Source organism: Brotomerdimonas butyrica (assembly GCF_025567305.1).
Taxonomy (GTDB): domain Bacteria; phylum Bacillota; class Clostridia; order Peptostreptococcales; family Anaerovoracaceae; genus Lentihominibacter; species Lentihominibacter butyricus.
In genome coordinates this window covers 102,857-124,551 of sequence record NZ_JAOQJP010000007.1, presented here as the reverse complement: position 1 = coordinate 124,551, position 21,695 = coordinate 102,857, and the positions used below count along the sequence as shown (strand labels likewise).

Below are 21,695 nucleotides of genomic sequence, written 5' to 3'. Positions count from 1 at the left end.
AAAGACTTTCATATGTATATTTAACCATCTTTTACAGATAATATGCGTATACAAAACCTACTGGAGGAAATCAAATGAAAGCTACTGGAATAGTAAGACGAATAGATGACCTGGGGCGTGTCGTGGTCCCGAAAGAAATAAGAAAGATCCTCAGAATACGTGAAGGCGATCCTCTTGAGATCTATACCGGCACTGCAGGAGAAGTGATACTTAAAAAATACTCACCTGTGAGCGAGCTCGGCCATATAGCCGAAGGCTTTGCGGAATCAGCCGCAGCTGTACTCGGTCTTCCTGTTCTCGTATCCGACACAGACCGGTTCGTTGCTGTCTCGGGACTGAAGCAGAAGGATTATGTCAACAGAGCTATCGACGAAGATCTCGATGATATAATACAGAAAAAAAGCAAATATGAAAGGCCTGAGAAAATCGTGATCCCGATACTTGCAAACGGCGACCCTATCGGATCTGTGACAGTGCTGCCGCCTGAAGGCAGGGTCCTCAGCGAACTCGAGATCAAGACTGCCGAACTCGGAGCCGGTCTTCTGGCGAAGCAGATGGAAAGCTGAATCCGTACAAACCTGAATCCATACAAAAACGCCGCCGCATCAGGATACGTTATTCTCTGACGCGGCGGCGCTGTGATCATTTCATTTGCTTTACTTATTCTTCGATCTCTTCAGCATTTACTGTTCTTCTTCTATTCTTCAAGATATGTTATGTACGGGAGATTCCTGTATCTCTGATCGTAGTCGAGTCCGTAGCCGACGATAAACCTGTCGTCCACAGTAAATCCTATGTAGTCGACGTCTATATCGACTTTTCTTCCCGAAGGTTTGTCGAGCAGCGTGCAGATCTTTACAGCCTTTGCCTCTCTGTTCTCGAAATATCCTCTCAGGTAGCTGAGCGTAGTTCCCGAATCCACGATATCTTCAACGATTATCACATTCTTTCCGGCAACGTCCGTATCCAGGTCCTTGTTGATCCTGACAACGCCTGATGATTTCGTCGATGATCCGTAGCTGCTGACAGCCATGAAATCTATCACCATATCGAGGTTGACGTTTTTCATGATGTCTACCATCCACATCACCGCGCCTCTCAGTATCCCTACGAGCACGACCGGTTCGCCATCGAAATCCTTTTCGATCTCTCTGCCGATCTGCGCAGCTCTCTCACTGATCTGCTCCTGCGTTATCATTACAGTTCCTATCGTATCATTTGCCATTAGAATCCTCTCCTTCTTTTTCCTTTACTTCGTATTCCACATCATCTACAAATGTTTTGTCTCGGTACTTTTTTGAATAGTCATATGTTTTCCCGCCGTTCCAGTACTTGTCCAGCTCGTCTCTGAGATACCACAGTATGAACAGCCACAGCGCCAGATCGTCCATCCACGCGATCGGAAAAAGTATCGGCGGAATGAGATCTATCGGCAGGAAAAGGTATATTATACCGGCTATGACAAGAGCCTTTTTTCTTTTGGGCACAGATCTGTCAGCCATCATGAATCTGATGGCCTTTATCCTCTTTATAAGAACTCTGAGTCCAAAAAACTGCATTACTCCTGCGCCTCCAGTATTTTTTCCATTTCATCAAGAAGCTCCTGATACCCTGTCTTTTTCAGTGCGGATACCGGTATCACCACATCTTCCGACGACAGGCCCAGCGTCTGCTTTATCAGCTTCATCTGTTTTGCCATCTGGTTTCTCGAAATCTTGTCAGCCTTCGTCGCCACCACCAGCCCGTCAAGACCGTAATGTCTGAGATACTCATACATCTCGACATCCTGCTTTGACGGAGCATGCCTGATGTCCACGAGCTGCACCACCTTTACGAGATTCTCTCTGTTCTGCAGATACCGCTCCATCATCTCGCCCCAGCCTGCCGACACAGACTTAGCCACTTTGGCATATCCGTATCCCGGGAGGTCGACTATGCGAAACGCATCGTTTATTATATAAAAGTTTATCGTTCTGGTCTTCCCGGGACTGCCGCTCACTCTGGCCAGCTTCCTCCTGCCTGTCAGCAGGTTGAGGAGAGAAGATTTTCCCACGTTGGACCGTCCCGCGAACGCGATCTCCCTGAGATCCGGCGCCGGATACTGGGACGGCTTTACCGCAACAGTCTCGAGATCAGATTTATTTATCTTCATTTTTCTTATCCTTTACGAGAACTTCTTTCAGTGCATCATCGACATTTCGAAGGAGCACGAATTCCATATCATTTCTCACCACTTCCGGGATATCCTGTATATCGACATCGTTTTCTGCAGGGAGCAGCACCTTTCTGATGCCGGCTCTGTGTGCAGCCATGACTTTTTCTCTGATACCCCCGACAGGCAGCACCTTTCCTCTCAGCGTGATCTCACCTGTCATCGCGATATCCTTTCTCACAGGGATACCCGTGAGTGTGGAAATTATAGCAGTGCACATCGTCACACCTGCCGACGGACCGTCTTTAGGTATCGCACCTTCAGGTATATGGACATGCAGATCGTATTTTTTGTAAAAGTCTTCGTCTATCTTCAGTTTCTTGCTCACCGATCTGATGTAGCTCAGGCCGGCTTTTGCGGATTCTTGCATCACATCGCCCATCTGTCCCGTCAGCACGAGCTTGCCGTTTCCGGGAACAGCTGTGGTCTCGATGAACAGCGTGTCGCCTCCGACCACCGTCCATGCAAGTCCGGTAGTCACTCCGACCTCGGTCTCGCCCTTTATTATATCGAATCTGAATCTCTTCTTGCCCAGCAGCTCCTGCACCTTTTTGCCAGTGATGCTGACCTTCTTAGTATCGCCGCATACGACATTCTTTGCGACTTTTCTGCAGAGATTGCCGATCTCTCTCTCGAGATTTCTCACTCCGGATTCTCTCGTATAATAATTGATCAGTGTCCTGAGTCCTGTCTCTGTAAACGAGATGTTGCTCTTCGTCAGACCGTTTTCCTTAACCTGCTTAGGCACGAGATATTTCTCCGCGATCTGCAGCTTGTCCTCTTCAGTATATCCGCTGACTTCAAGGACCTCCATCCTGTCGAGAAGCGGTCTCGGTATAGTGCTCGTGGTATTCGCAGTCGTTATGAACATCACCTTTGAAAGATCGAACGGCACTTCGAGGTAGTGATCCGTAAAGTCCTTGTTCTGTTCCGGATCGAGGACTTCCAGCAGTGCAGAAGCCGGATCACCCTTGTAGTCCGCGCCGATCTTGTCGACCTCGTCAAGCAGGAAAACAGGGTTCTTCGTACCGCAGTCCTTTATCGATCCGATGATCCTTCCCGGTATAGCACCGATATACGTCCTTCTGTGTCCTCTTATCTCAGCCTCGTCTCTCACTCCGCCGAGTGACATCCTGACGAACTCTCTGCCTATGGATCTTGCGATGCTCCTTGCGATCGAAGTCTTGCCGACTCCCGGAGGACCTACGAGACAGAGGATAGGACCCTTGAGTCCCTTTGAAAGCTGCATTACCGCAAGGTATTCGAGAACTCTCTCCTTTACCTTGTCCAGCCCGTAATGATCCTCGTTCAGTATTTCTTCGGCCTTGTTGAGGTCGATATTGTCTTCGCTCTCAGTGTTCCACGGCAGTCCGAGTATCGTCTCGATATAGTTCCTGCTCACAGTCGCTTCTGCCGATGACGGCTGCATCTTGGAAAATCTGCTGATCTCCTTTTCTACTTTTTCCTTTGTCTTCTCTTCAAGATCGAGCTTTTCGAGCTGTTCAGTGAATCCTGCGACTTCATCTTCGACGTCCTCGGACACACCGAGCTCTTCCTGTATAGCTCTCATCTGCTCGCGCAGATAGTATTCTCTCTGATTCTTGTTTATCTGGGATTTCACCTTGCTCGAGATATCCTGTTCGATGTTGAGGATCTCGATCTCCTTTGTCAGCATCGTGTTGAGAGTCTCAAGACGCTCCTTCGGATCTATGGTCTCGAGAAGACGCTGCTTGTCCTCAAGCTTGATCTCAAGGTGAGACGCGATCATATCCGCCATCCTGCCCGGATCCTCTATCGTCACTACAGATGCAAAGATCTCTGCAGCCAGATTCCTGTTAAGGTTTATATACTCGTCGAAGCTGGAAAGGACAGTCCTCATCAGTGCTTCCGCTTCCGCATCGTCAGCAGGATACTCAGGCTCCTCGATCTTTCTTATGCGGCACTTGAAGTAAGGCACCTCGAACATCACATCCTCGATAGCGCCTCTGCATACGCCCTCGACCAGGACTCTTATCGAATCTCCCGGAAGCTTCAGCATCTGCTTGATCTTTCCTACTGTACCCACATGGTAAAAGTCTTCCGGCGTAGGCAGATCCGTACCATCGTCTTTCTGCGAAGCCAGGAATATGTGCTGGTTCGTCACCATAGCCTTTTCCAGTGCGTTTATCGACTTCTCTCTTCCTATATCAAAATGAAGGACCATGTTCGGAAACACCGAAAGTCCCCTGAGCGGGATCATCGGAAGCTGCATCTCATCAGCATCCGTAACGTTCTCCGTTATCTGATCATCATCTTTTTCCGTATCTATGTCAACATTTGGTTTGTTGTTATCTTCCATACTAATACTACCCTCCATATAACATCACGTCTGCGCCGTTCTGCATCCAGTCTGCGGGCAAGACGCTTTTTCTGTCATGTCAGAAAAAGGCGACTTACAAAAAGCCGCCTGTCATTTCACTTACGCCGTTTCTGCCTTAGCTTCCTTTTCTTTTGCGAGTCCAGGCTCTGTCAATACAAGTTCAGGATCTTTTTCCGCTTCTACGGTTTCCCTAGTTATTATACACTTGTTCACATCGTCTCTCGAAGGCAGTTCATACATTATATTGTTCATGATCTTTTCCATGATGCCTCTGAGACCTCTCGCGCCTGTCTTTCTCTCGAGCGCCTGCTCAGCTATCGCTTCGACAGCATCGTCTGTGACCTCGAGCTCCACGTCATCCATCGCGAACAGCTTTCTGTACTGCTTTATAAGCGCGTTCTTAGGCTCGGTGATTATCCTCACAAGAGCGTCCTTTGACAGCTCCTCGAGAGTCACGAGCACAGGAAGTCTGCCGATGAACTCAGGTATCAGACCGTATTTGAGAAGATCCTCAGGCTGTATGTTCTTCAGCAGATCGGACTCATCGACCTTGCTGCCTTCGACGTTGGAATTGAATCCGATCGTCTTCTCGCCGATCCTTCTCTGTATGACTTTGTCAAGTCCGTCGAACGCTCCGCCGCATATGAACAGCACGTTCGTCGTATCGAACTGGAGAAAATCCTGATGGGGATGCTTTCTTCCTCCCTGCGGCGGCACATTTGCCACAGTACCCTCCAGTATCTTGAGGAGCGCCTGCTGCACTCCCTCGCCGCTCACATCTCTTGTGATCGACGGATTCTCCGATTTTCTCGAAATCTTATCTATTTCATCAACGTAGATTATTCCACGCTGTGCTTTTTCTATGTCATAATCTGCAGCCTGTATCAGCTTCAGAAGTATATTCTCGACATCCTCGCCCACATATCCGGCTTCTGTCAGTGCAGTAGCATCCGCGATCGCGAACGGAACGTTCAGTATCTTCGCAAGCGTCTGTGCGAGCAGCGTCTTGCCCGAACCTGTAGGTCCGACCATGATGATATTGCTCTTCTGTATCTCGACGCCGTCATCATCAGTCGCGCAGTTTATCCTCTTGTAATGGTTGTAAACTGCTACCGCGAGAGCCTTCTTCGCCTCTTCCTGACCGATCACGTACTCGGAAAGGATATCGTCGATCTCCTTAGGCTTAGGCAGTCTGTCATTCTGGACTGCAATGCCGTCCTGCTCTGCAATATGCTTTGACTCCTCTGCGTTCAGTATATCCTGACACAGCTCTATGCACTCATTGCATATATACACCCCTGATCCGCTTATCAGTCTCTTCACCTGGCTCTGAGGCTTGCCGCAGAACGAACATCTCAGCTCGTTGTTTTCGTCGTATTTACTCATAAATAACCACCCCTGTCTATCTGTCTTTTATCACCTTGTCAATAAGGCCGTATTTCACAGCATCTTCCGCTGACATGAAATTATCTCTGTCTGTGTCTCTGGCAATAACATCTAAGGGCTGTCCTGTGTTTTCACTGAGTATTCTGTTCAGCTTTTCTCTCGTCTTCAGGATCCATTCAGCATGTATCTTTATGTCTTCAGCCTGTCCCTGCACACCTCCGAGCGGCTGATGGATCATGATCTCGGCATTCGGAAGTGCAAAGCGCTTGCCCTTCTGGCCTGCCGACAGTAAAAATGCGCCCATGCTCGCTGCCATTCCCACGCATATCGTGGAAACCTCAGGCTTTACATACTGCATGGTGTCATAAATAGCCATGCCGGCGGTCACGGAACCGCCGGGGCTGTTTATATATATATTTATATCCTTATCCGGATCTTCAGCTTCCAAAAATAACAACTGAGCGACTACAAGGCTGGCTATATGCTCGTCGATAGCCTCCCCTAAAAATATTATCCTGTCTTTCAAAAGTCTCGAGTATATATCGTAAGACCTTTCTCCTCTGCTTGTCTGCTCAATAACATATGGTACTAATGCCATATCCGGACCTCCTTATTTCTGCCTATTTTTTCACAGCGTTGTCGTACATGAATTCGACTGCTTTTCTGATCTTGATGTCGCCTGCGATCATGCCGATATTCTGTGCTCCCAGCATCTCTCTGATCTTGTCAGCTTCGATGCCATACTGTTTACCCATGTTTTCGATCTCAGTGCTGATCTCTTCGTCAGTTACTTCGAAGTTCTCCTGATCTGCAACAGCAGTCACGATCATTCTCGTCTTCACTTTCTTTTCAGCTTCTTCTCTGAGCTCGTCTCTTAACTCCTTAGTGTTCTTGCCGATGTATTCCATGTAAGTGTTCAGATCGAGCCCCTGGCTTCTGAGCTGCTGGTCGAATTCTGACATAGTGCTGTCGAGTTCGCTTTCAACGAGCGGCTTAGGAACATCGATATCGTTTGCTTCGAACACCTTTGCAAGAACAGCGTTTTTCATTGAGTTTTCTGCTCTTGAAGCCTTTGACTTTTCGAGTTCTTTTCTGATGTCAGCCTTGAACTCGTCAAGTGTATCGAATTCGCTGATGTCCTTTACGAACTCATCGTTGATCTCAGGGATCTCTTCTTCCTTGACTTCGTGGACCTTGCACTTGAATACCGCTTCTTTTCCTGCGAGATCTGCTGCATGATACTCTTCAGGGAAAGTAACCTTTACGTCTTTGTCTTCACCTGTGCTTACACCGACGAGCTGTTCTTCAAATCCAGGAATGAATGTGCCTGAACCCAGCTTGAGAGGCTGTCTTTCCGCAGTGCCGCCTTCGAACTGATCGTCTCCTACCCAGCCTTCGTAATCGATGAGGACAGTGTCTCCTTCTTTTGCAGGTCTGTCTACAGTCACCATTCTGGCATTTCTCTTAGCTCTTGCCTTGAGTTCGTTGTCTATATCCTCGTCTGTAACTTCGCTGCTTACAGCTTCGATCTCAACACCCTTGTAGTCTTTTACCGTGATCTCAGGATAGCATTCAACAGTAATAGTAACTGTGAAGTCTTCGCCCTTCTTGATCTCGCCGAATTCAGCTCTCGGACTGTCGATAACGTCCAGTGAAAGTGCTTCTACAGCCTGCGGATAATAAGTCGAGAAGAGATCATTGATAGCATCTTCAAAGAATATGCCTTCTCCGTACTTCTTCTCTATGATGCTTCTGGGCGCCTTGCCTTTTCTAAAGCCGTCGATAGTGAATTTATCCTTCTGAGCCTTATAGACATTTATCACTGAATTCTCAAATTCCTCTGCGGTAAAGTCCATAGTGAATTTTGCTTCGTTGTTTTCTTTTGAAATTAATGTTGGTTTCATGAATATATATCCTCCTCGATTATAAACACATAGTGCATTTTATTATACCTTGTTTCCTTTTAAAAGTAAAGGCTATTGACATCAGTTTCGCATAGTAACATAATTTAATAAATGTTATTATAAGGATGTGTACCATAAATGTCAAATATAATCCAGACTACGACAGATTTCGCCATGTTCATCGTTTCGGGATACATATCTCCCGGAGACGTACTCGTCGACGCGACATGCGGCAACGGCCACGACACGCTCAGACTCCTGCGGCACGGACCGTCTGCGCTTTACGCGTTCGACATACAGCAGCAGGCGGTCGACAATACGAAAGAGCTTCTGATATCGAACGGCTTCCGTGACCGTCTCGAAGACGGGACCGTGAAACTGATATGCGACTCCCATGAAAACATGGATCTGTATATCAGTACGCCTGTAAAAGCCGTCGTGTTCAACCTCGGCTATCTCCCGGGCGCCGCCAGGAACACCGTAACGGAACGCTCCTCGACTTTGGCTGCCGCCGCAAAAGCGCTGGAGCTGCTGCAGAAAGACGGACTTCTGTGCATCACGATGTACAGCGGTCACAGCAAGGGTCCTGAAGAAAAGGAAGCGCTCCTTTCCATGGCGCGCGGGCTGGACTCCCGCACATATCACGCAGCCTACGTGAACATAGCAAACCAGAAAAACGATCCGCCTGAGATACTCCTCATCACTAAAAAGCGCTGAACAGCAGTTGAACGACATGAGTTTAATGTGAAAATGTCGCAGACGATATTTCCCGGATAATAAAAAGGGCCTGTGAAGATCGACTCTCACGCCCTTTTTTATGACCGTTTCCTTATATTGTTCGATATTTCCGCCTGTATGCTATCTGCCTGCCCGTATTATGTCTATTCCTCTCGAATACTTGCTTCGTTCTTCTTTTTCAAGATCATATTTCTTCTGAAGCTTTTCGCCAAGCTCCTGCAGCTCCGATGTCTCGCCTGAGAAAAGCTCGATCTCGACCTCGGATATGGGTTCTTCACCGTAAGGCGTAACTATGAAGCCCTCATCGACGGACAGTTCGAATATGCCCGTGCCCGTATCTATCCTGAAACGTCTGCGGTGGAATCTCGTCTCGAGCATGCTGTAGAGAGGTTTCTCACCGATCACTCTCATGAGCTCTGCGCCGATCTCGCTTTCTCCGAAAACCTCAGGAGCAGCCTTGTCGTCATTCACAGGAACGTTTATCTCCTCTCTCATGTGAAGAGCGCCTTCACTGTGACCTTTCCACTTAAGCGCTGCCACCCATCTGCAGCCTTCTTTTCTTACTCTGTACGCCATATCATTTTTTGCAAGATCAAAATCCGGCGTGTCGAAATATCTGGCATTGAAGCAGGCTTCTTCTCTTGTCCCCTCTTCTTCCTGAGTAAAAAAAAGTTTGTCTTTCCAGATATCATCTGCAACTTCCTGCGTAGGTATCCTGTACTTTAATTCAATCTCCATATTCTACCTTCTGATTTCTTCCAATGTATGATGTTTGTCTTATCTACAAAAAGATGACTTTATAGATGATATCACTTAATATGGTTTAAAGCAAGTAAATTATTTTTTAACGACAAACAAAACTTATCATTTTCTGAATTCGCAGAAATCACTGGAATTTAAGCTCAGTTGAAGGTTATCACCGTGCCCGTTTTCCCTTCCAGTGCTTCGACCGCCTTGTCGAGCGAGGTTATTATAGCTTTTTTGTCCGGATACGTCCTGACGAATTTCATCGCCGCCTCCACCTTAGGCAGCATGCTGCCCGCAGGGAACTGCCCTTCACGCACGTACTTTGCGGCCTCAGCCAGCGTCATCCCCGAAAGATCCTTCTGATCCGGCTTCCCGAAATCGATCGCTACCTTTTCCACTTCGGTCAGGATCATCAGTATATCGGCGTCGACCTTCTCAGCCAGCAGCTCGGCCGCGAAATCCTTGTCGATCACTGCCGCGACTCCGCACAGCGTACCGTCCGGGTTCTCGATGACCGGGATACCTCCGCCTCCGCACGTTATCACGATCGAGTGATCCCAAAGCTGTTTCACCGCCTCGATCTCCACGATCCTCTGCGGCAGCGGCGATGCGACTACTCTCCTGTAGCCGCGACCGGAATCCTCCTTCATCACATAGCCCTTTTCCTTACTCAGCTTCTCAGCCTGTTCCTTCGTGTAGAACGGCCCTATCGGCTTGGTAGGGTTCTGGAATGCAGGGTCTCTCTCATCGACTATCATCTGAGTCGCCACCGTCACGACCGGGATGTTGCGGTTGTCTTTATTCAGCGCATACTTCAGACACTGCTGGATATGGTATCCTATATATCCCTGCGACATGGCGCCGCACACATCGAAAGGCATGACAGGCGTCACTTCTCCGGCTGCTTCCGACGCCATCACGATCCTGCCGACCTGCGGCCCGTTGCCGTGCACCACGGCGATCTCATGCCCCATGCCGCTGATCCTGGCTATATGCTCGCACGTTTTTCTCACGACCTCAAGCTGAGCTTCAGCTGTGGCCGGACCGTCTTTTGACTGCAGAGCGTTGCCGCCCAGAGCCACTACGATTCTCTTGTCATTCATCTTCTTTCCTCCTGAAAAACTGCATCCTGAAGAATTACAGGTCATCCCTGTTCACCGGACAGCTCATGCATCTCGGACCGCCTCTTCCCCTTGAAAGTTCAGAGCTCGGTATAGTCAGCACCTTTATGCCTTTCTTGTCGAGAAGATCATTCGTCACGTAGTTCCTCTCATACGTCACCACGACTCCGGGTGCTATCGCCAGCGTATTCGATCCGTCGTTCCACTGCTCTCTCTGCGCAGCCTGAGCATCGTCTCCTCCGCACCTTATCAGGTCGACCGCAGGCAGGCCCAGCTCGTTTTTCAGTATATTCGCGAGCTCATCCTGTATGCTGCTGAAATGAGCGTTTCCCTCTCTGTCCAGCGTTATCTCGAAAAGCTGCAGCGGCCCCTCGATCTCGGGGTGTATCGTGAACTTGTCGAAATCCACCATGGTAAAGACAGTGTCGAGATGCATGAAAGCCCTGCATTTCGGTATGTCGAACACCAGTATCTTCCTGAACGACGACTTGTTCAGTATATTCCGCGCGAACTGCTCTATGCCCGCAACCGTGGTCCTCTGCGAAAGCCCTATCGCCACGATCTCGTCAGACAGCACCAGTACGTCGCCGCCCTCCATCGAGTACGCCTGGTCATAATCGTACCAGATATTCGTACCCTCCGGCGCGAACGAGCTGTCATATCTGAACATATACTTCAGCAGCAGCGCTTCGCGTCTTCTCGCCGCAGTGCTCATGCGGTGTATGCTGACTCCGTCTCCGACGCACGCACCCTGGTCTCTCGTAAAATACAGGTTGGGCATCGGATCCGTATAGTACGGATATCCCGACGAGATATAATCAGCAAGCGACGTAGACTTGACGCTCAGCTCGCTTTTCTTCACTCCGGATATCGTCTTTTCGACCATATCCTTCACACTCATAGACATCAGATATTCTTCGAGCGCCTCTTTTACGGCATCCGAATGTATATCGCTCTCGCTTACGAACTCCTTGACGAACCGTTCCCGCACCTTCCTGTCTCTGAGCGCTTTTACCGTCTCATCGACATAATAGATGACCTCGACGTCGTTTTCCCGGAGAACATCTGCGAACTTGTCATGCTCCTGCTGCGCAACTTTCAGATACGGTATATCGTCGAACAGCAGACGTTCGAAGTTGTCAGGCACCAGTCCCTCGATCTCGTCGCCGATCCGGTGCAGCAGGACTTTGTTGAGCTTGCCTATCTCCGAATAATTGTTTATTCCGGGTTTCATATAAAACCTTCCTTTCCCTCTGGCCGGTCTGTGATCAGAAGGCTGGTTTTTCTTTATCCTATCGTTGCAACGATAACAGCTTTTATCGTATGCATCCTGTTTTCCGCTTCATCGAATACTTTTGAATGTCTGCTTCTGAATACTTCGTCTGTCACTTCTCTTATATCGTATCCCAGCTCTTTCTGTTCTCTGGCCATATCAGTTTCAAAGTCATGGAAAGACGGCAGGCAGTGCAGGAAGATCACGTCAGGGTTTCCTGTCTGCTCCAGCATTTCCATAGTCACCTTGTAAGGGGTGAGCAATTTCACTCTTTCCGGGATCTCGGCCTCTTCGCCCATCGAAGCCCAGATATCAGTGTATATCACGTCTGCGCCTTCGAGGCATTTCGGATCCGATGACACCTCTATCACAGCTCCGGTCTCCTCAGCCACTGCATTGACCTTTTCGAGTATCTCGCTGTCGAGCTCTGCCGCGAGCGTGTCAGGGCCGTAAGCCACATAGTGCATGCCCATCTTCGCACATCCGTACATCCACGCATAGCTCATGTTGTTCCTGATGTCGCCGCAGAATACCACTTTGACCTTGCTGAGAGGCTTGTTCACATGCTCTTCTATCGTGAGCATGTCCGCAAGTATCTGAGTAGGATGATCGACGTCCGTCAGTCCGTTCCACACAGGCACTCCCGAAAATCTCGCGAGATCCTCGACAACAGACTGCTCGTATCCTCTGTATTCTATGCCGTCAAAGAATCTTCCCAGGACCTTGGCCGAATCCTCGAGACTCTCTTTCTTTCCCATCTGCGAGCTCTTTGAGTCCAGAAAAGTGACATTTGCACCCTCATCGTGGCAAGCGACTTCAAAAGAGCATCTTGTTCTGGTGGAAGTCTTCTCAAAAAGAAGCACTATGTTCTTTCCTTTCAAAACTTCGGTCCTTATCCCCGCTCTTTTCTTCGCCTTCAGATCGCGGGCCAGATCGAGCATGTACCTGATCTCCTCAGGTGTGAAATCCATAAGTGTTAAAAAACTTCTTCCTTTTAAGTTTACTGCCATTTTAAAAATCTCCTTATCTTAAAATTATTTATCTTCGCTTTATATGCCACTATAATAACATATTATCCCCCGGACGAGCCGTTTTTATCAGTAAAATGCCGGATATCCGGCGCTTTCCATATGCTGCATGCAGAGGCTAATCCTGCACTCTTTTTCCGTGGAACTGATAGTAGCACACTTCAAGTCTGCCGTTGTAGAGCTTCCTCCTGCGCTCCGCCTTTCGCCCCATGACTTTTTCCTCGGCTTCTTTATCGGTGGTCACCATGAAAAGCGACCAGTCGGGATGTTCTGTCATAAAGCCTCCGAGAGCCTTGTAGATAGCTTCTATCTGCTCGGCTTCTCCGATCCTCTCGCCATACGGAGGGTTCGTTATTATGATGCCGTTTTTTCCGACAGCTCTGAGATTTGCCACATCGTTTCTGCCAAAGACTATACAGTCGTCCACGCCCGCCTCCCCGGCGTTTTCTCTCGCAGCCGAGACTGCTTTTTTGTTTATGTCAAAGCCGTAGATCTGCAGTTTTTTGTCGTATCTTATAGCCTCGAAGGCAGCTTTTTTCTCTTCCTTCCAGATGCTCTCGTCTATGAGCTCCCAGCCTTCGCAGGCGAACGATCTGTTCAGTCCCGGGGCTATGTTCCTGCCGATCATCGCCGCTTCGACCGGTATCGTTCCCGATCCGCAGCATGGATCTATCAGTATCCTGTCGGCATTCCAGAACGACAGCTGTATCATAGCCGCAGCAAGCGTTTCCTTGATAGGCGCCGCAACATCCGCCTGTCTGTATCCGCGCTTGTGAAGGCCTGTCCCGCTGGTGTCGACGGTAAGCGTCACCCTGTCCTTTAGCAGTGTCGCTTTCACGGTATATTCCGCTCCTGTCTCTTCAAAAGTCTCTATGCCGTAAGTCTCGCCGAGCCTGTCGACGATCGCCTTCTTGACGATCTTCTGACACGCCGGTACGCTGTGAAGCTTTGATTTTACCGATGTTCCCGTCACCGTGAACCTGCCGTCCGGCGGTATCAGCTGCTCCCACGGTAGAGCTTTTGTCTGCTGAAAAAGCGCCTCGAACTCATCCGCCCTGAATTCCGCCATTTTGAGAAGCACTCTGTCCGCGCTCCTCAGCCATAGATTCGACCTGACTATCGCTCGCTCGTCTCCGAGATAAGTGACCTTGCCGTCCTCTGTCTTGAGCACCTTGTAGCCCAGAGCCTCCACTTCCCGCCTTACTACCGCTTCAAGTCCGAATGTTGCTGTTGCTATCAGTTCAAGTTTCATATATAAGTTTCTCTCCTGTTCAAACTGTTCCTGCTTATTATGTCTATATATTTAAGTGATTCTCCTGTTCCTCTGGCGACGCACAGATCCGCGTCTGCCGCCACGACTGTCCTGATCCCGGTCCGCTCCTGTATGCGTTTGTCGAGGCCTCTGAGATATGCCCCGCCTCCCGTTATCACGATGCCCATTTCGCCGACGTCTGCCGCAAGCTCCGGCGGCGTCTTTTCGAGCACGCTGTGTGTCGCCTCACATATCACATCCAGCGGCTCCTCGAGTGCCTCGAGCACCTCTTCAGACCCTACTTCTACAGTCCTCGGGAGGCCTGTGACAAGATCGCGCCCCTTGCACAGGGTTTTCAGCGGCTCCTCATCGGCAAACGCCATGCCCACCTCGCGCTTGAGCTTTTCCGCAGTCCTCTCGCCTATGAAAAGACTGTACTTCTTCCTCATGTATTTCACTATACAGTCGTCGAACCTGTCTCCTGCGACCTTGACCGATGCGCTGCTGACTATGCCGCCCATCGATATCACCGCGATATCCGTCGTGCCGCCGCCTATATCTATTATCATGATGCCTTCCGGCGCATTGATATCTATGCCTGCGCCTATCGCCGCGGCCACCGGCTCCTCTATCAGATACACGGCTCTGCCGCCCGCCTGCAGCGCGGCTTCCTTTACCGCGCGCTTTTCCACCTCGGTCACGCCGCTCGGCACGCACACCACAAGCCTCGGCTTGAAAAACCGGCTGCCGCCGCACGTCTTTTTTATAAAGTACTGCAGCATCTTCTCCGTCACGTCGTAATCAGATATCACACCCTCGCGAAGCGGCCTTATCGCAGCGATATTGCCCGGCGTCCTGCCGATCATGCGCTTTGCATCGCTTCCGACCGCCAGTATCTCATTCGTGTCTCTGTTTATCGCGACTACCGACGGCTCCTCGAGCACTATCCCTTTGCCGTCCACATATATCAGCACATTTGCCGTCCCGAGATCGATCCCGACTTCTTCACCAAATACCATACTACCAACCCGCGATACCCAGTATTACCGCGAACTCCTTTCATTTTATCAGTTATTTATTAGTTTTGCCATACAAATAAAAATTACACTGAAAATCTAAAGCAAGTATATTTTGCCGATCCGTACATATATTGTTTTGACTGATAAAGTTAATTGATAATGGGGTGGTGAACTGTCAATACTATGAAAGATTATATCGAAGAGCGCGTGCTGGAGCTTGCCCGCTATATCATCGATACCGGAGCAACGGTACGCAGCACTGCAGCTAAATTCAGGATCTCAAAATCCACGGTGCACAAAGATATCACTGAAAGGCTCCGCGAGATCAACCCTGGTCTTGCAGCCGAAGTCAAAGAAGTCCTCGAAAACAACAAAGCCGAACGTCACATCAGAGGCGGTCTTGCTACCAGAGAAAAATATTTACATATCCATCACGACTGAATGCCTGCTGCAAAAGGCAAAATATAAGCTGCCTCACGTTTGAGAGACAGCTTTTTTGTCTGATTTCCTGTTTTAAGTGTTTTTTATCCGCGCCGTCCCGCCATCAGATCATCGATCACAAAAAATATGTAGCTGATGCCCAGGAACACGAACAGCGTAACGACCATCCCGATGTCCGGCAGGCTGAAGTACGGCAGCCTTTTCATGGAAAGTCCCATGTGGTTCACGACGAGCACGGCTGCATTGAACACGACCGGCAGTATCGCCCATATCACCGGACTGTACGGCGTGAAACCGCCTTTCCTGCAGAACAGCAGATAATCGAGGAAGACCATCACCGGCGAGATGAAATACATCAGGTATCCCGACACCGACAGGTCCACGGGAAGTGAAAATCCCGTACCGAATGTCATCAGATAATACACCGCGAATGTCACTGCCATATATATCGTCACCGCTCCGCGCAGCGTCCCCCGTTCATACCCGGGTCTTGCGATTATCAGGTATGCGAAGTACACGAGTGCCAGCGTGTTCGATATCACTGCAAAGTCGCCGAGTATCATGTCAGCCGACGGTGTGATGCTCATGAACCTGAGCACCAGTCCGGCCCCGCACACTATGATGAATATGACTCTGAATATTACTGCGATCGTATTGTTTCTGATATACATTATCTGCTGTATTCCTCCTGAATATACAATGCGTCTGCATGCAGCGGCTGCCGGACCTATCTCTTCCCGGCCGCAGTCTCATGCGCTGCTTTTATGAATTCCCTGAAAAGCGGATGAGCCTTGTTAGGTCTGCTCTTGAACTCAGGGTGATACTGTACTCCGACGTAATGCGGATGATCTGTCAGCTCTACCGCTTCGACCAGTCTGCCGTCAGGTGATGTACCTGCGATCTTCATTCCTGCGTCTTCGAATCTTTCGCGGTAGTCGTTGTTGAACTCGTATCTGTGTCTGTGTCGTTCTGCGATCTCGCCTGTACCGTACGCTCTCTCCATTATCGTGCCTGCTGTTATCTTGCACGGATATGCTCCGAGCCTCATCGTGCCGCCCTTAGGTATGTCGCCGTACTGGTCAGGCATGAAGTCTATGACCTTGTGAGCACAGTCTTCGCTGAACTCTCCGGAATCCGCATCCTTTATGCCGAGTACGTTTCTCGCAAATTCTATCACTGCGATCTGCATGCCGAGGCATATGCCGAAATACGGCACTTTGTTCACACGTGCAAATCTTGCAGCTGTGATCTTTCCTTCTATGCCTCTGTCGCCGAATCCTCCAGGAACGAGTATTCCGTCCACGTCTCCGAGAAGCTCTTCCGCAGTGTCTGCAGTCACGTCTTCTGCCTCGACCCACTTGATGTCGATATGGCAGCTGTTCTCATAACCGCCGTGCTTCAGCGCTTCAGCCACCGACAGGTATGCGTCGTGCAGCTTTACATATTTTCCTACTATCGCGATCTTCACGCACTCTTTTCTGGCCTTGATCCTGTCGACCATCGTCTGCCACTCCGTCATCTCGCACGGGCCTGCATCGAGTCCCAGCTCTCTGCATACGATCCATGAAAACTTCGCTTTTTCAAGCATCAGCGGTGCTTCGTAAAGCACAGGGATCGTCATGTTCTCTATCACGCAGTCAGGCTTGACATTGCAGAACAGCGAGATCTTTTCCCTGATGCTCTCGTCGATAGGCTCGTCTGATCTCATCACTATTATATCAGGTGATATGCCCATTGTCCTCAGTTCTTTTACTGAATGCTGCGTCGGCTTCGACTTGTGTTCGCCCGAGCTCTTCAGATACGGAACGAGCGTCACATGGATGAACAGGCAGTTTTCCTTTCCCTGCTCCAGCGATACCTGTCTGATCGCTTCCAGGAACGGCTGGCTCTCGATATCGCCTACCGTGCCGCCGATCTCAGTTATTATCACGTCCGCGTTGCTAGTCTTGCCTACGTTGTATATGAATTCCTTGATCTCATTAGTGATGTGCGGTATCACCTGCACGGTGCTGCCCAGATATTCACCTTTTCTCTCCTTGTTGAGCACGTTCCAGTAGACTTTGCCCGTCGTCAGGTTTGAATATTTGTTCAGATCTTCATCTATGAAACGTTCATAGTGTCCGAGGTCGAGATCTGTCTCCGCTCCGTCCTCCGTGACGAACACCTCTCCATGCTGATACGGACTCATCGTACCGGGGTCCACGTTTATATACGGATCCAGCTTCTGCGCCGAGACACGAAGCCCCCTCGCCTTGAGCAGCCTGCCCAGCGATGCCGCTGTGATTCCCTTTCCGAGTCCCGAAACGACTCCACCTGTTACAAATATATACTTTTTCATGCACCCCACCTGCTTTCTTTGATAAATACGTGTGACTTCATATCATAAATGATATCTGCTATATAATAAAAATGCCCAAAATAAAAAAGATAAGGTTTCGGGCGTTCAGATGGGGATAAATAATCCAGACCCCAACTCATTGCCGTCTTCCTTATTCTTGATATCTTTGCGCACAAAATTTACTTTGATATTATACATCAAAACCATTTTGCGCGCAACTTATTTTATCAAAAAATTTCAGATTTTCAGATCGATCACGGATCCGGCGAGATCCGGCGAGATCCACAGGCAGCCAAGCCCCGGATGTTCAGAAAACATCCTGCGCCGCTTCATGCCTGCAGTTCTGCCGCGCCCCGTTCCTTCCTATTACTCTTGCTCGCTCATTTGATCTCCATGACCTTAGAGAACCTGTTTCCCAGTACATCGTATCCGGTCACGCTGACGATCCTCGCCCCATTCGCTGACGCGCTCCCGCCGCTGCTGTCCGCTAAAACGGCGGCATCCGCCGGATCACCGGCACTGCCGGCACTATTGTTATGGTTTCCGGGATCGCATGTGCCTGCTGACATGCCGGCCTCACAGCTCCGCTCTTTTCCTGATATGATATTTTCCGCCCGATGCACGCGGCCGTCGTATGCCGTATCGATGCTCCAGAATTTTATCAGGCTGAGCCCGTCTTCCTGCGCGTACTTTTTAAGCTTTGTAGCTGACTTCGGCTCACACATGCCGCTGTAAAGGCCACACGCGCCTGCCTTCCCGGGTTCTGATGCGCTGCCCGGCTCTGATGTGCAGTCAGTTGCTGATGTTACGCCCGGCTCTGCCATATCGACCGCAGTACCTGGCGTCCCGGCATCCTCCAGCCCGTATCCGGTGAGCTCTATCCTGCCGTCAGCAGCCTTTACCGTGAGCTCGCCGTACACATCCGGTGCTCCAGCCGAACGTTCTGCCGCTTTTGCCGCGATCCTGCCACATCGTTCACCCGGATATTCTCCGCGCGCTACAGCAAACACCGCACCGCACGAGCCCATCCTTTCTATCTGCGCCGCCGTGCCGAGACGGCTCTCATCACACATGATCCATCGTCTCCCCATCTTCTGACACACTGCGCCCAGCGTCCCCGAGCCCGCAAAAAGATCAGCGCATATATCGCCCTCGCGGCTGCACGAGCTTATTATCCGCTCCAGCAGCGCCTCAGGCTTCTGCGTCGCGTAGCCGTTCCTCTCTGCAGATGTACGCCCTACCATGTCTATGCTCCACACGTCTTTCATGTTCACCATAGTGTACCATCCGATATCGTCGCAGAATTCCTCCACGCCTTTGAAATGATACGGCTTCAGCTCGCGGTTGTACGACTTTTCCCTGAGCGGCCGGAAGCTGTACTTCCTGCTTTTGCTGTAAAAGAGCAGCGTATCATGCTTCTTTGCAAAACTGCGCTTTGTCGCTCCTCCTGACTTGTAGTTCCATACAACTTCGTTCACGAAATTCTCCGGTCCGAATATCTCGTCCAGTATCAGCTTCACGTAATGCACGCTGTGCCAGTCGAGATGCACCCACAGACATCCCGTTTCAGAGAGCAGATCCCTCATCATGAACAGGCGCGCCGTCAGCATCTCGAGATACTCCCCGATACTGCGGTTCCATCTGTCATCATATGCGCCGACCTTCAGAAGTCCCGAATCACCCAGCTTTTCCGAATCGAGCCGCACCGACGCCTCATATCTGCTGCCTGAAAAAAACGGCGGATCGACATATATCAGCTGCACCTTTCCTCGCATATCTTCATTCCTCAGAAGATGCATCATGTACTCCAAATTGTCGCCTGACGCGATCTTTCCATCGATATCGACGCTCCGATCAGCGCTGCGCGCCTTTTCACGACTGCCGTCACCGCCCGATGCAGCAGCACTGCAGACCTTTGCACCTGCACCGTATACCTCGCATACTGTAAAATCCGGCTGCTGCCCGCCGGCCGAAATCATTTTGACCGACTCCCCGTACTGCTTCCTGCCTTCTTCGAACGCGCGGAGGACCTCTCGCATTATACTCATCTCAGCAGCACCTCCACGAGGTCTTCACGGCCGGCCTTCTGCAGCGCCTTTATGACCGTTTTGCGGTTCTCACGCTTATTGAAATGCATCAGCGCCCGCTGCATCTTCTTTTCCTCTTCGGTTTTTGCCACATATACCTTTTTCATCGTGAACGGATCCATCTCAGTATAGTACATGCATGTCGCCAGAGTCCCCGGTGTCGGGTAAAAATCCTGCACCTGATCCGGCACGAATCCCGTCTCTTTCATGTAAAGCGCCAGCTCTACGGCATCCTGCAGCGTACTGCCAGGGTGCGAGGAAATGAAGTACGGTATCATGTACTGTTTCTTTCCCAGCTTTTTGTTCATCCTGCTGTATTCCGCGCTGAATCTGTCAAACACTTCCTTTGCAGGCTTCCTCATGTTCTTCAGCACTCTCGGCGAGATGTGCTCCGGCGCCACCTTGAGCACTCCGCTGACATGATGCATGCAGAGTTCCTTCATGAAGCTCTTGTCTTTGTCCGCGAGCATATAGTCGTATCTTATACCTGATCTTATGAATACTTTCTTGATGCCGTCGAGTTCGCGCACCGCTTTCAGCACGTCGATATATTCGGTATGATCGGCTTCAAGCTGGCTGCATGGCTTCGGGAACAGACAGTCCTTGTGCTGACACATGCCGTACTTTTTCTGTTTTTCACACGACGGATTGCGGAAATTCGCAGTCGGCCCGCCGATGTCATGGATGTATCCCTTGAATCCATCCTGCTGCTTCAGCAGTTCTGCCTCCTGCACTATCGATTCCTTGCTCCTGCTCCTGACTTCTCTGCCCTGGTGATATGTGATCGCGCAGAACGCGCACCCGCCGAAGCATCCGCGGTTTGCCGTTATGCTGAACTTGACTTCTTCTATCGCAGGGACTCCGCCCTCTTCTTCGTATGAAGGATGGTAGTCGCGCATGAACGGCAGCTCGTACAGTATGTCCAGTTCATCGCGCTCCAGAGGGGGCTGCGGCGGGTTCTGGACAATGTAACTGTTATTGTCGTAACGTTCTATCAGCCGTCTGCCGTTTACGGGTTCGTTGCTCCTGTACTGAAGTGCAAAGCTCCTGCAGTACTCTTCCTTCGAGGTTTTTATGGACTCGAAATCAGGAAGGATCACGTCGTCATCCTGGATATACGGATCCTTCATCCTCACGCATGTGCCGTTTATCCACGTTATATCCTGAGCCTGTATCCCGGCTTCGAGAGCTTCAGCGATCTCTACACACGCATGCTCCCCCATCCCGTATATCAGTATATCGGCTCTGGAATCCATCAGTATCGATCTCCTGACCTTGTTGTCCCAGTAGTCATAATGTCCCAGTCTCCTGAGGCTGGCTTCGAGCCCGCCTATTATCACCGGCACATCTTTATAAGCTTCGCGTGCACGGTTGCAGTAGACTATCACCGCGCGGTCCGGCCGCCTGCCGCTTTTGCCGCCCGGCGAATATACATCTCTGCGCCTCCTGTGCTTGAACACCGAATAGTGGTTCACCATCGAATCCACGTTGCCGCTGTTTATCAGAAACCCGAGTCTGGGTTTTCCGAAGCGCCTGAAATCATGCGCATCATCCCATGCAGGCTGTGACAGTATCGCCACGCGGAACCCGTGCGACTCCAGCACTCTGCTGATTATAGCCGTTCCGAAGGACGGATGATCGACATACGCATCTCCCGTCACCAGCACGAAATCGACCTGATCCCAGCCTCTCTTTTTCATATCTTCTTTATTTACAGGTAAAAACATAAAACACCGCCCGGATGCGCCGCATCCCCGCACCGGCTGCCTTGCAGCTGCTGATATGCACGC

20 protein-coding genes are annotated in these 21,695 nt (G+C 50.2%); 3 read left to right on the top strand and 17 right to left on the bottom strand.

Features of this window, described 5'->3' with window-relative positions:
* Positions 1–74: 74 nt before the first annotated feature.
* A complete protein-coding gene (locus OCV59_RS06495; RefSeq protein WP_147593681.1) occupies positions 75–566 on the top strand; it encodes a stage V sporulation T C-terminal domain-containing protein in 492 nt (163 codons plus the stop codon).
* Between the two features lie 131 nt (positions 567–697).
* Here OCV59_RS06495 and hpt read toward each other — a convergent pair whose 3' ends face one another.
* From hpt to tig, 7 genes are all read right to left on the bottom strand, one after another.
* Complete coding sequence (gene hpt, locus OCV59_RS06490; RefSeq protein ID WP_147593680.1) at positions 698–1,225, bottom strand: hypoxanthine phosphoribosyltransferase; 528 nt, start codon at positions 1,223–1,225, stop codon at positions 698–700.
* On the bottom strand, positions 1,215–1,559 hold the full coding sequence (locus OCV59_RS06485) for a YkvA family protein (RefSeq protein WP_147593679.1): 345 nt from the start codon (positions 1,557–1,559) through the stop codon (positions 1,215–1,217). The genes hpt and OCV59_RS06485 overlap by 11 nt, the downstream gene beginning before the upstream one ends.
* Positions 1,559–2,152 carry a ribosome biogenesis GTP-binding protein YihA/YsxC gene (gene yihA / locus OCV59_RS06480; protein WP_147593678.1) on the bottom strand — a complete coding sequence of 198 codons (594 nt, stop codon included), beginning with the start codon at positions 2,150–2,152 and terminating at the stop codon, positions 1,559–1,561. The genes OCV59_RS06485 and yihA overlap by 1 nt, the downstream gene beginning before the upstream one ends.
* Positions 2,139–4,550, bottom strand: coding sequence for an endopeptidase La (gene lon, locus OCV59_RS06475; RefSeq protein WP_394803006.1), 2,412 nt, complete (start codon positions 4,548–4,550; stop codon positions 2,139–2,141). The genes yihA and lon overlap by 14 nt, the downstream gene beginning before the upstream one ends.
* Before the next feature lie 120 nt (positions 4,551–4,670).
* Positions 4,671–5,957 carry an ATP-dependent protease ATP-binding subunit ClpX gene (gene clpX / locus OCV59_RS06470; RefSeq protein WP_147593677.1) on the bottom strand — a complete coding sequence of 429 codons (1,287 nt, stop codon included), beginning with the start codon at positions 5,955–5,957 and terminating at the stop codon, positions 4,671–4,673.
* A 16-nt stretch (positions 5,958–5,973) separates the two neighbouring features.
* A complete protein-coding gene (gene clpP, locus OCV59_RS06465) occupies positions 5,974–6,555 on the bottom strand; it encodes an ATP-dependent Clp endopeptidase proteolytic subunit ClpP (RefSeq protein ID WP_147593676.1) in 582 nt (193 codons plus the stop codon).
* Between the two features lie 22 nt (positions 6,556–6,577).
* A complete protein-coding gene (gene tig / locus OCV59_RS06460; RefSeq protein ID WP_147593675.1) occupies positions 6,578–7,861 on the bottom strand; it encodes a trigger factor in 1,284 nt (427 codons plus the stop codon).
* Positions 7,862–7,999: 138 nt separating this feature from the next.
* Between tig and OCV59_RS06455 the strand changes: the two genes are divergently transcribed.
* Positions 8,000–8,578, top strand: a complete 579-nt coding sequence (locus OCV59_RS06455) for a tRNA (mnm(5)s(2)U34)-methyltransferase (protein WP_147593674.1) — start codon at positions 8,000–8,002, stop codon at positions 8,576–8,578.
* A gap of 141 nt (positions 8,579–8,719) precedes the next feature.
* On the opposite strand, the gene OCV59_RS06450 is transcribed toward OCV59_RS06455, so the two are convergent.
* From OCV59_RS06450 to mreB, 6 genes are all read right to left on the bottom strand, one after another.
* The gene (locus OCV59_RS06450; protein ID WP_147593673.1) at positions 8,720–9,337 is read right to left on the bottom strand and encodes a CYTH domain-containing protein; all 618 of its coding nucleotides are present in this window, start codon (positions 9,335–9,337) and stop codon (positions 8,720–8,722) included.
* Between the two features lie 164 nt (positions 9,338–9,501).
* Positions 9,502–10,449, bottom strand: coding sequence for a carbamate kinase (arcC, locus tag OCV59_RS06445; RefSeq protein ID WP_147593672.1), 948 nt, complete (start codon positions 10,447–10,449; stop codon positions 9,502–9,504).
* A gap of 34 nt (positions 10,450–10,483) precedes the next feature.
* Complete coding sequence (arcA, locus tag OCV59_RS06440) at positions 10,484–11,701, bottom strand: arginine deiminase (protein ID WP_147593671.1); 1,218 nt, start codon at positions 11,699–11,701, stop codon at positions 10,484–10,486.
* 53 nt (positions 11,702–11,754) lie between these two features.
* Entirely contained in the window at positions 11,755–12,750 is a 996-nt protein-coding gene (gene argF / locus OCV59_RS06435; RefSeq protein WP_147593670.1) for an ornithine carbamoyltransferase, read from the bottom strand.
* A gap of 136 nt (positions 12,751–12,886) precedes the next feature.
* Positions 12,887–14,020 (bottom strand): THUMP domain-containing class I SAM-dependent RNA methyltransferase, encoded by a 1,134-nt coding sequence (locus OCV59_RS06430; protein WP_147593669.1) that lies wholly within the window; start codon positions 14,018–14,020, stop codon positions 12,887–12,889.
* Positions 14,017–15,039 carry a rod shape-determining protein gene (gene mreB, locus OCV59_RS06425; protein WP_147593668.1) on the bottom strand — a complete coding sequence of 341 codons (1,023 nt, stop codon included), beginning with the start codon at positions 15,037–15,039 and terminating at the stop codon, positions 14,017–14,019. The genes OCV59_RS06430 and mreB overlap by 4 nt, the downstream gene beginning before the upstream one ends.
* Positions 15,040–15,222: 183 nt before the next feature.
* Between mreB and spoIIID the strand changes: the two genes are divergently transcribed.
* Positions 15,223–15,480, top strand: coding sequence for a sporulation transcriptional regulator SpoIIID (gene spoIIID, locus OCV59_RS06420; protein WP_147593667.1), 258 nt, complete (start codon positions 15,223–15,225; stop codon positions 15,478–15,480).
* Between the two features lie 83 nt (positions 15,481–15,563).
* On the opposite strand, the gene OCV59_RS06415 is transcribed toward spoIIID, so the two are convergent.
* The 4 genes from OCV59_RS06415 to OCV59_RS06400 all read right to left on the bottom strand — a co-directional run bounded on the left by OCV59_RS06415 (position 15,564) and on the right by OCV59_RS06400 (position 21,632).
* Entirely contained in the window at positions 15,564–16,151 is a 588-nt protein-coding gene (locus tag OCV59_RS06415) for a hypothetical protein (protein ID WP_147593666.1), read from the bottom strand.
* Between the two features lie 56 nt (positions 16,152–16,207).
* On the bottom strand, positions 16,208–17,818 hold the full coding sequence (locus OCV59_RS06410) for a CTP synthase (RefSeq protein WP_147593665.1): 1,611 nt from the start codon (positions 17,816–17,818) through the stop codon (positions 16,208–16,210).
* A gap of 380 nt (positions 17,819–18,198) precedes the next feature.
* A complete protein-coding gene (locus OCV59_RS06405) occupies positions 18,199–19,866 on the bottom strand; it encodes a DNA methyltransferase (protein WP_147593664.1) in 1,668 nt (555 codons plus the stop codon).
* Positions 19,863–21,632: a YgiQ family radical SAM protein gene (locus OCV59_RS06400; RefSeq protein WP_147593663.1), complete on the bottom strand. Its 1,770-nt coding sequence runs from the start codon at positions 21,630–21,632 to the stop codon at positions 19,863–19,865. The genes OCV59_RS06405 and OCV59_RS06400 overlap by 4 nt, the downstream gene beginning before the upstream one ends.
* Positions 21,633–21,695 lie beyond the last annotated feature (63 nt).

Coding starts and splice junctions, on each gene's coding strand:
- OCV59_RS06415 (WP_147593666.1), bottom strand. CDS start 16,151: ATGTATATCAGAAACAATACGATCGCAGTAATATTCAGAGTCATATTC.
- spoIIID (WP_147593667.1), top strand. CDS start 15,223: ATGAAAGATTATATCGAAGAGCGCGTGCTGGAGCTTGCCCGCTATATC.
- argF (WP_147593670.1), bottom strand. CDS start 12,750: ATGGCAGTAAACTTAAAAGGAAGAAGTTTTTTAACACTTATGGATTTC.
- clpX (WP_147593677.1), bottom strand. CDS start 5,957: ATGAGTAAATACGACGAAAACAACGAGCTGAGATGTTCGTTCTGCGGC.
- OCV59_RS06400 (WP_147593663.1), bottom strand. CDS start 21,632: ATGTTTTTACCTGTAAATAAAGAAGATATGAAAAAGAGAGGCTGGGAT.
- OCV59_RS06495 (WP_147593681.1), top strand. CDS start 75: ATGAAAGCTACTGGAATAGTAAGACGAATAGATGACCTGGGGCGTGTC.
- OCV59_RS06450 (WP_147593673.1), bottom strand. CDS start 9,337: ATGGAGATTGAATTAAAGTACAGGATACCTACGCAGGAAGTTGCAGAT.
- OCV59_RS06430 (WP_147593669.1), bottom strand. CDS start 14,020: ATGAAACTTGAACTGATAGCAACAGCAACATTCGGACTTGAAGCGGTA.
- arcA (WP_147593671.1), bottom strand. CDS start 11,701: ATGAAACCCGGAATAAACAATTATTCGGAGATAGGCAAGCTCAACAAA.
- yihA (WP_147593678.1), bottom strand. CDS start 2,152: ATGAAGATAAATAAATCTGATCTCGAGACTGTTGCGGTAAAGCCGTCC.
- tig (WP_147593675.1), bottom strand. CDS start 7,861: ATGAAACCAACATTAATTTCAAAAGAAAACAACGAAGCAAAATTCACT.
- clpP (WP_147593676.1), bottom strand. CDS start 6,555: ATGGCATTAGTACCATATGTTATTGAGCAGACAAGCAGAGGAGAAAGG.
- hpt (WP_147593680.1), bottom strand. CDS start 1,225: ATGGCAAATGATACGATAGGAACTGTAATGATAACGCAGGAGCAGATC.
- mreB (WP_147593668.1), bottom strand. CDS start 15,039: ATGGTATTTGGTGAAGAAGTCGGGATCGATCTCGGGACGGCAAATGTG.
- OCV59_RS06455 (WP_147593674.1), top strand. CDS start 8,000: ATGTCAAATATAATCCAGACTACGACAGATTTCGCCATGTTCATCGTT.
- OCV59_RS06410 (WP_147593665.1), bottom strand. CDS start 17,818: ATGAAAAAGTATATATTTGTAACAGGTGGAGTCGTTTCGGGACTCGGA.
- arcC (WP_147593672.1), bottom strand. CDS start 10,449: ATGAATGACAAGAGAATCGTAGTGGCTCTGGGCGGCAACGCTCTGCAG.
- OCV59_RS06405 (WP_147593664.1), bottom strand. CDS start 19,866: ATGAGTATAATGCGAGAGGTCCTCCGCGCGTTCGAAGAAGGCAGGAAG.
- OCV59_RS06485 (WP_147593679.1), bottom strand. CDS start 1,559: ATGCAGTTTTTTGGACTCAGAGTTCTTATAAAGAGGATAAAGGCCATC.
- lon (WP_394803006.1), bottom strand. CDS start 4,550: ATGGAAGATAACAACAAACCAAATGTTGACATAGATACGGAAAAAGAT.